We start from the raw sequence: 7062 nt of genomic DNA on the forward strand, positions 1-7062 counted from the left end.
AGGCGCACCGGACCGTCCAGCACTCGGAACGGATGACTCCATGCGCCCCCCGTGCACCGGCACCGTGGGTAAGGTCACGCTTACCAGCGGTTCGGCTCGGGCATCCACCCTCGTAAGGGCCTCCAGACAAGGCCCGCACAAGCGACAATCCCATGAATCGATGCTCCGAGGGGCGGAACCCGCCATGCCGCGTCCTACTGCCGCACAGCTCGCCTACGGTTCGGCCACCGTCGTCATCGCGACCATCGCCATGCTGCTGCTCTCCCGCACCACCACGGGGATCGGCATCGCCGTCATCGGCATAGCCGCGCTCGCGCTCGGCCTGCTGGTCGCCATGACCGTGCCGCTGCCAGTGCCCGCCCACACGAAGGCGGCGCACACGACGCGTCCGCATCGTGGCGCCGCCGTTCCCGGTAGTGCCGGTCGTTCTGGTGGTTCCGGGAGCGCCGGGGCCGCCGCCGAGCCCGCCGCCCCGGTGCACTCACTGCGTCGTTGACACCACCACCGTCTTGGCTGCCTTGTCGTGCAGACCCTGCTTGTAGGGCTTGTCGACCAGGATCATGATCAGCAGGATCAGCAGCCAGATGCAGGGGCAGCACAGCAACGCCGGCAGCCAGAGCACCGCTGAGCGCACCAGCGCGGAGCCGAAGTCGGGCGTGCTGCCGTCGTTCAGCATCGCGACGCGCATCTTCATCAGCTTCTTGCCGAGCGTCTGACCGCTCTGCTTGACCATCAGGGCGTCATAGAGCACAAACGCCAAAATGGTGATGATCCGATAGATCCACGATCCGCCGCTGTTGTACTGGCTGAGCAAGTCGTCGAAGTCGTCCACCCGGCTCGTGTCATAGGTCCCGAACGGAATGGCGATGAACGCCAGCGGGATCTCCACGATCAGCCAGTCGATCAACCGGGCCACGATCCGCCGGGCGGAGTCGGCGAGCGGCGGCATCCCATGGAGCGGGTCGGGACGGCCACCGTAGGGGTCACCCCCGTACGCGCCCGTGTCGTACGGGGGCGGCGGGGGCATGCCGCCCGCTCCGCCGTACGGGGAGCCGGGAGGCGGAGTTCCGTAGGGGCCGCCCCCACCGGGCGGAGGGGTGCCGCCGGGAGGCGGCGGTCCGCCGGGCGGGGTCCCACCGGGCGGCGGTCCGCCGGGCGGGGTCCCCTGGTCCTTCTTGCGGAAGGGGTCGTCGTCGGGCTGTGGTCCTGGCGGCGGCTGATCGTTGCTCATGGGGGCCAGTGCACCCCGCCCGGTGAGGCGGCGCAACGCCTCCTACGCCGTTCGGGGGATGCCCCCGCGCTGACGGATCCGTGCATGGGGCCTCCCCAGGCCCGCAAGGGGCCGAGGGGGTGGGCCTGCGACCAGTCAGTCCGGTGAACCGGCGACGAAGGTATGCGCCATCTTGTCGTGCCAGCACTGCCGCCACGGCCGGTCGAACACACACCAGAGCACATTGACGACGCCGATCAGCAGCACGCCCAGCACTCCGTGCACCAGCCAGCGCACCAGCGCGGCCATGAAGTCGGGCGACTCATGGGTCTCGATGTGCCGCACGTCCAGGCCCATCAGCTTCTTGCCGAGCGTGCGACCCCACTTGGCGGTCGGCAGCGCCTCGTACAGCGTGCCGAGCAGCAGTAGCGCGACCAGTGCGAGACCGAACATCAGGCCCGTCGTCGCGTCGATCAGATAGACGGTGACCGTCTCGCCCGACAGCTTCGCCGCCTCGATCTTCTCGTCGATATGCGTCAGGGCTCTGGAGACGAGGGGATAGGCCACCGCCCCCACGACCGCACCCAGCACCACGGTGTCGATCAGCCGGGCCACGACCCGTTTGCCCAGCGCGGCCGGCCTGGCCGCCGCCTGGGCCTGCGCGGCTTGCAGGAACGGGTCGCTGACCGGCGGCTTCCATGGAGTCACCGGCTGCCGTTCGGCCTCGTGCGGGTCCTGGACCTGGGCCAGCCGGTGCACCTGCTGCGCCCAGGACGCGGCGCCGCCGCCGTCTCCGGCGCTGATCGGCGGCGCTTGCTGCTGAGGCGGGACCTGGGCCTGAGCCGGAGTCTGGGATCGGTCCGGGGTCTGGGCCTGGGAACGGTCCGGGGCTGCACTCGGGCCCTGTGACACGGACTGGGCTGCCTGGGCCGCAGGGGCCCCCTGCGGGGTCCGGGGCTCGGCCCCCTGCCGGGTGCGCTGTCCGCCGGGCTGCTGCGGCGTCATCGTACGGATCGTCATCGTGCCCTCGGCGGGCGCGGTATCCCCCTTCGGCTGCTGTGCGCGCAGCTCGGTGCTCGCGTCGGGGAAAGGCGCGGGTCCCTCGCCGGAGTCTGCGTCGTCACCCACACTGCGCATGCCCGGCAGGGCACCCCCGGACGGATCCACCGCGGAGTCAGCCCCGGCTCTTGCGGCCGGCGGGTCGACCGGACGGTCGAAGCGGGCACCGGACGGCACGGCCGCACCGGCTGCCGCCGCCGCTCGCGCCTCCCGTGCGGCGGCAGGGCTCCATGCCTCCGCCGGTGAGGGCGCGGAAGGGCCCTCGGGCGAGGCGGCGGGGCCGCCGACCGCACCGGCCGGGTCCCGGCGCGGGTCCTGGGCCGCCCCCCACGAGACCCTGCGGTCCCGGTCGCCGCCGAAGCCCGACTGATGGGAGGCATCGGCCTGCCAGGCGGACGCGGGCTCGGGCCCGCGTCCCGCCGGGTCCTCGTCCAGGAAGACGGGCCCGGTCTCCTCCAGCGAGGGGGAGTGCGGAGCCTGCGGTGACGCCGGGACGCCTGGCGGCGCGGCCGGCGCCGCCGAAGCGGCTGGATCACCGGCCGGCGGCGCGGGCAGCGGTGCGCCGCTGCTGGGCGCCGGGCGGCTCGTGCCGGGCACCCACGCCACACCGTTCCAGTACCGGACGTAGCCGGGGATGGACGGATCTGGATAGAAGCCGGGTGCGGGGCTGCCGTCGCCGGTCGCCGGGGTTGGGGCGCTCATCACCGTGGTCCCGTATCTCCTGAGGGCATGGAGGCATTGGTTCAGGGTCCACATCTATCAGACCGCCGCCCCGCCCTGGGCCTGTCCAGCGATAAGGCCCACTTTCCGGTAACGCTGTGCGCCAGTGTGGTGGCCGTGTCCGAAGTCACTGAGAAGTTGTTGGCCGAAGTCACGTAATAGTCGGCGGGGAAGGCGCTCTCTCCCTGCGTGGCCCGCTCCGGGGCCTCGTACCAGGAAAGGAAGTGCACTCTCATGCACACCGTGGTGGAACGCGAGCTGGAGCTCAAGCTGGTGCTGTCGCCGGAGCAGAGCGTGCCCGTACCGGCGAGACTGACCTACCGCACGGCCGATCCGTACGCCGTGCACATCACCTTCCATATCGGGTCCGACCGCCCGGTGGACTGGGCCTTCGCCCGGGAGCTGCTGGTCGAGGGGGTGTTCAGGCCGAGCGGGCACGGCGACGTGCGGATCTGGCCCACCAAAGTGGACGAGCGCAGTGTCATCCTGATAGCGCTGACCTCGCCGGACGGGGACGCTCTGCTGGAGGCCCCCGCCGCGCAGGTCGCCGCCTGGCTGGAGCGGACTCTGCGGGCGGTGCCGCCGGGGACGGAGGCCGAGCGGTTCGGAATCGATGACGCGCTCGCCGAGCTGCTGGCGGCGGCGCCTCAGCGGGAGGACGCACAGGACGGCGAGGTGTAGGCGGGGCTTGGGCAAGGCGGCCGTTGCCGTGGACCGGCCCGGGTCCGGTCCATAGGCGGGCTTTCCGGTGAGCGGCAGGGACGTGGCCGCGGTCAGCGCGGTTTCAGAAGACCTTGCCCGGGTTGAGGATGCCCAGCGGGTCGAAGACCTGTTTGATGCCGCGTTGCAGCTCGACTCCGACCGGCCCGATTTCGCGGGCCAGCCACTCCTTCTTCAGCACCCCAACCCCGTGCTCGCCGGTGATGGTGCCGCCCAGCTCAAGACCGAGGGCCATGATCTCGTCAAATGACTCCCGGGCCCGCCGGGACTCGTCGGGGTCGGTGCGGTCGAAGCAGACGACGGGGTGGGTGTTGCCGTCGCCCGCGTGGGCGCAGACGCCGATGGTGAGCCCGTACTTCTCGGCGATGGCCGCAGTGCCTTCGAGCATCGCGGCCAGCCGGGAACGGGGTACGCAGACGTCGTCGATCATCGTCGCGGACTTGACGGACTCCAGCGCGGTGAGGGCGAGCCTGCGCGCTTGGAGCAGCAGTTCGGACTCGGCGGCGTCCTCGGCGGGCACGACCTGGGTGGCTCCGGCCGCCGCGCACAGCTCGCCGACGGCGGCCAGGTCCGCTGCCGGGTCCCGGGTGTCGAAGGCCGCGAGCAGCAGCGCCTCGGTGCTGTCCGGGAGCCCCATGTGTGCCATCCGGTTGACGGCGTGGATGGTCGTACGGTCCATGAGTTCGAGAAGCGATGGGGTGTGCCCGCGTTCCATGATGGCGCAGACCGCTTCGCAGGCGGCGCCGGCCGAGGCGAACTCGGCGGCGAGCACAAGCTGCTTGGGCGGCTGCGGCCGGAGCGCGAGTACCGCCTTGACGACGATGCCGAGGCTGCCTTCCGAGCCGACGAACAGCCGGGTGAGGTCGTATCCGGCGACGCCCTTGGCGGTGCGCCGGCCGGTGCTGAGCAGCCGGCCGTCGGCGAGTACGACGTCGAGTCCGAGTACGTACTCGGCGGTGACCCCGTACTTGACGCAGCACAGTCCGCCGGAGGCGGTGCCGATGTTGCCGCCGATGGTGCACGTTTCCCAGCTCGACGGGTCGGGCGGGTAGGTCAGCCCGTGTTCGGCGGCGGCGCGGCTGAGCGCGGCGTTGACGACGCCCGGTTCGACCACCGCGATCCGGTCGACAGGGTTGATCTCCAGGATGCGGTCCATCCTGACGAGTGACAGCACGATGCATCCGTCGGAGGCGTTGGCGGCGCCCGAGAGACCTGTACGGGCCCCCTGGGGGACGACCGGGACGCGCAGCGCGGTCGCGGTGCGCATGACGTGCTGCACCTGTTCGGCGGTGCGCGGCAGCACGACGACGGCGGGGGTGCCCGCCTCGCAGAGGCTCGCCATGTCGTTGGCGTAAGAGGCGGTGACATCCGGGTCGGTGATCAGGGCGTCGGCCGGGAGCCCCGTTCGCAGCCCGGACACGAGCCGGGAGAGGAGATCGTCCATGATCCCAGACTTGCACCGGGGGCCATCGGTGTGAACCCGTCGGCGATCCGGTTCGCTGCACCGGGTGTGCTCTTCGTATCCGATGGCCCCTCCTTCAAAGTGATCGCATGACGACAAGATTTGCACCAAATATCAGGAATGCCGCGATCGGTACGCTGGTCGCCGCGGGACTGGTTGCCGGAGTCCTGGTCTTCGGTCCCGGGACGGGCGCGCCGCCGCCCGCTTCGGGCCCTGCCGCGCGGGCCATGCTCGCCGCGGACGCCGGAGCGCCGGCGTCACTGGGCGAACTGTCGGCACTGATCTCGGACCGGGAGCGCTGGGTGCGCTCGCGCCCGGGCGACGAGGCGGCCTGGGCGGTGCTCGGCTCGGCCTATGTGGAGCGGGCGGAGCTGCTCGGCAGATGGGAGGACTATCCCAAGGCGCAGAAGGCTCTGGAGCGTTCGCTGGAGGTGCTGCCCGCCAGGAGGGGGAACGCGGACGCGGAGCTGGGCATGGCCGCGCTCGCCAACGCCCGCCGGGACTACCCGTCGGGCCCGCGCGGGGGCGCGGGGGGGCGGGCCCGGATGCCGAAGCGCGGGGGCGGCGACCCCCCGCGGGTAGACGCGGGAACCCGCCTCGGCGACTACGCGGCCGCCGCGAAGGCTCTGGCGGAGCTGGAGAAGCTGCGGCCGGGCACCGCGCCGACGCTGGCCCGGTCCGCGCAGTCCTACCGCGACCACGGCGGCCGTGAGGACGCGGCGGCGAAGGCGTACGAGGCGATGACCCGCGTGGGCGGCAGGACGGAACGGTCGGTCGCCCTGCATCGGCTCGGCGAACTCTCCTGGGAGCAGGGCGAGCTGGGGGACTCCGTCGGCTACTACGACTCGGCGCTGCGGGCCGATCCGGAGAATCACGCCGCGCTGGCAGGGCGGGCCCGCGCCCTGGCCGGTCTGGGCCGCACCGACGAGGCGGTCCAGGACTACGAGCGTGCGCTGCGGGCGCTGCCGCTCCCGGAGTACGCGCTTGAGGCGGGCGAGTTGTACGACTCGCTGGGGCTCGGCGGAGACGCGCGCACCACGTACGCGCTGCTGCGCACCCGGGCCGCCGTGGCGCAGGAGTACGGGGTGAACGAGGAACTGGTGCTGGGGCGCTACGAGGCGGACCACGGGGACGCGGCGTCCGCGGTGCGCCGGCTGAAGGCGGAGTGGGACCGCGGGGCGCGGAACGCGTTCGTCGCGGACGCCCTGGGGTGGGCGCTGCACCGGGCGGGGCGCGGCCAGGAAGGACTGGAGTACGCGAAACGGGCGCGGGCGATCGGGATCCGCAGCGCGCTCTTCTCGTATCACCAAGGCGAGATCGAGCGGTCGCTGGGCGAGAGCGGTCCGGCCCGCCGCCATCTCGCCGAGGCGCTGCGCATCAACCCGTACTTCTCGCCGCTGCTGGCGGGGCGGGCGGAGAAGGCGCTTGCAGAGCTGGGCGAGGCTCCTGTGGACAACCCGCCGGATGACATCACGGGGAGGTACGACGGCCAAGAGGATCAGGAGGGCCAGGAGGGGGACGAACGAGATGAGCGGGACGAACGGGATGCGGAGAGCGAGAGGCAGGAACAGCACAAGAGCGGGGACTCGCCGGCCGACCGCGGCACCGGGGAACCCCGGGACCGGAACGCGCCGCACCGCAACCCCGCGGCCCCAGGCACCGACGCCCCCCGAACCGGCGCGTCCCCCAGCCCGGCCCCGGGCAGGCAGGCGGCACCCCCGGTGACCCCGGGCCCGAACCCGCACACCCCGACGCCGGCCGACCGCGGCCCCGGGGAACCCCGGGGCCAGAACGCCCCGCACCGCAACCCCGCGGCCCCAGGCACCGACGCCCCCCGAACCGGCGCGTCCCCCAGCCCGGCCCCGGGCAGGCAGGCGGCACCCCCGGTGAC

General features: G+C 72.5%; 6 protein-coding genes. 3 read left to right on the top strand and 3 right to left on the bottom strand.

Annotated elements, in window-relative coordinates; all coding sequences use genetic code 11:
• Positions 1 to 184: 184 nt before the first annotated feature.
• Positions 185 to 496 carry a hypothetical protein gene (locus ACFWI9_RS10410; protein WP_387160539.1) on the top strand — a complete coding sequence of 104 codons (312 nt, stop codon included), beginning with the start codon at positions 185 to 187 and terminating at the stop codon, positions 494 to 496.
• Here ACFWI9_RS10410 and ACFWI9_RS10415 read toward each other — a convergent pair.
• Together ACFWI9_RS10415 and ACFWI9_RS10420 are read right to left on the bottom strand one after the other, a co-directional pair.
• Positions 482 to 1231, bottom strand: coding sequence for an RDD family protein (locus ACFWI9_RS10415; RefSeq protein ID WP_387160541.1), 750 nt, complete (start codon positions 1229 to 1231; stop codon positions 482 to 484). The genes ACFWI9_RS10410 and ACFWI9_RS10415 overlap by 15 nt on opposite strands.
• A gap of 135 nt (positions 1232 to 1366) precedes the next feature.
• Complete coding sequence (locus ACFWI9_RS10420) at positions 1367 to 2971, bottom strand: RDD family protein (RefSeq protein WP_387160542.1); 1605 nt, start codon at positions 2969 to 2971, stop codon at positions 1367 to 1369.
• 252 nt (positions 2972 to 3223) lie between these two features.
• Here ACFWI9_RS10420 and ACFWI9_RS10425 point away from each other — a divergent pair, with 252 nt between their 5' ends.
• Complete coding sequence (locus ACFWI9_RS10425) at positions 3224 to 3670, top strand: SsgA family sporulation/cell division regulator (RefSeq protein ID WP_387160544.1); 447 nt, start codon at positions 3224 to 3226, stop codon at positions 3668 to 3670.
• 103 nt (positions 3671 to 3773) lie between these two features.
• Here the strand turns inward: ACFWI9_RS10425 and ACFWI9_RS10430 are convergent, their stop codons facing one another.
• Positions 3774 to 5153: an FAD-binding oxidoreductase gene (locus ACFWI9_RS10430; protein ID WP_387160545.1), complete on the bottom strand. Its 1380-nt coding sequence runs from the start codon at positions 5151 to 5153 to the stop codon at positions 3774 to 3776.
• Positions 5154 to 5260: 107 nt separating this feature from the next.
• On the opposite strand from ACFWI9_RS10430, the gene ACFWI9_RS10435 reads away from it, so the two are divergent.
• A partial coding sequence (locus tag ACFWI9_RS10435; protein ID WP_387160547.1) for a tetratricopeptide repeat protein occupies positions 5261 to 7062 on the top strand: 1802 nt, incomplete at its 3' end.

Origin of the sequence: Streptomyces sp. NPDC127084 (assembly GCF_042724175.1) — a bacterium.
Taxonomy (GTDB): Bacteria; Actinomycetota; Actinomycetes; order Streptomycetales; family Streptomycetaceae; genus Streptomyces.

Coding starts and splice junctions, on each gene's coding strand:
- ACFWI9_RS10425 (WP_387160544.1), top strand. CDS start 3,224: ATGCACACCGTGGTGGAACGCGAGCTGGAGCTCAAGCTGGTGCTGTCG.
- ACFWI9_RS10415 (WP_387160541.1), bottom strand. CDS start 1,231: ATGAGCAACGATCAGCCGCCGCCAGGACCACAGCCCGACGACGACCCC.
- ACFWI9_RS10430 (WP_387160545.1), bottom strand. CDS start 5,153: ATGGACGATCTCCTCTCCCGGCTCGTGTCCGGGCTGCGAACGGGGCTC.
- ACFWI9_RS10420 (WP_387160542.1), bottom strand. CDS start 2,971: ATGAGCGCCCCAACCCCGGCGACCGGCGACGGCAGCCCCGCACCCGGC.
- ACFWI9_RS10410 (WP_387160539.1), top strand. CDS start 185: ATGCCGCGTCCTACTGCCGCACAGCTCGCCTACGGTTCGGCCACCGTC.